This window comes from Aeromicrobium sp. PFPM2_SD2, from assembly GCF_057364525.1.
Map to the genome: position 1 here is coordinate 1 of NZ_JBNFNZ010000599.1, position 1,222 is coordinate 1,222.

Here is a 1,222-nt window from a genome sequence, read left to right on the forward strand (position 1 = left end):
CGCGCTCGCCCGCCGGCTCGGCGAGCCCGTCGCCGACGTCCTGGAGGCCCTGCAGGCCCGCGGGTGCTTCCAGCCCGACTCGCTGGACGCCGCCAGCACCGAGCCGAGCGCCGCCCAGGACGAGCGGTTCGACCGGGTCGACGAGCGGGTGTCGGTCACGGCGCTGTGCCGCTCCCTGGACGACGCGGACGGGGCGCTGCTGCGGATGCGCTTCTTCGAGGACCTGAGCCAGCGCGAGATCGCCCGCCGGCTGGACCGGAACCCGATGTGGGTCTCGCGCCGGCTGGCCGCGCTCCTGGACCACCTGCGGTCGGCCGTCGTGACCCAGGAGGCCGCATGAGCACCCCCGACCTGCACGAGGTCCTGCCCGGCGTCCACCGCATCGCCCACGCCGCGACCTGCTGCTACCTCCTCCAGCGCGACGGGCGGCTCGTCCTGGTCGACGCCGGGCTGCCGCGGACCCGCGGCCGGATCGAGGCGGCGCTGCGGTCGCTCGGGGCGGGGTGGGGCGACGTCGACGCGGTCGTCCTCACCCACGCGCACTTCGACCACCTGGGCGACCTGGGTCGCGTGCAGCGCGAGCACGACGTGCCGGTGCTGACCGCGCTCGGCGACGTCCGCATCGCCGAGCACCCCTACCGGTACCGGCCGGGGGTGAACCGGCTGCGGTTCATCGCCACCCACCCGGGCGGCTGGCCGTACCAGGCGCAGATGATCGCCAACGGCGCGCTGAAGGTGCCCGGCGTGGAGCGCGTCCAGGCGCTGCCGGAGGGTCCGTTGGCCGTGCTGCCCGACCTCGAGGTCGTGCCCACCCCCGGCCACACCGACGGGCACTGCGCGCTCCACCTGCGCAGCGCGTCGGCCGTCCTCACCGGCGACGCGCTGGTCACCCTCGACCCCTACACCGGGCGCACGATCTCCTTCGTCCGCGGCGCCGGGAACGGGGTCGACGTCGACCACGTCGTGGCGCTGTCGAACGCGTGGGTCACCGGCGCCTCCGCCTGGCCGCTGCGCAAGCGGGCCGCGCTGGCCAACGACCCGCTGAACCTGCTGCCCGTCGACGCCTCGGCGAACCGGCAGAAGGGTGACGGCGACGCGGCGACCTGGCTGCCGCCGCACCGGCCGGCGCGCTGCGGCTACGTCGCGCGTCAGGTCGCGGTCAAGGCGAAGTACGGCCTGTGGGTGACCCCCGCCGAGCAGGCAGCCGTCGCGCGCGTGCTCG

The 1,222-nt window shown here is 75.9% G+C and carries 2 protein-coding genes; both read left to right on the forward strand.

Annotated features, from left to right (window positions below; genetic code table 11):
* On the forward strand, positions 1-340 hold a 340-nt coding region (locus AC2W7G_RS16715), incomplete at its 5' end, for a sigma factor-like helix-turn-helix DNA-binding protein (RefSeq protein ID WP_485869431.1).
* Positions 337-1,222, forward strand: an 886-nt coding sequence (locus tag AC2W7G_RS16720; protein ID WP_485869432.1) for an MBL fold metallo-hydrolase, incomplete at its 3' end; no start/stop codon positions are given. The genes AC2W7G_RS16715 and AC2W7G_RS16720, both read left to right, overlap by 4 nt.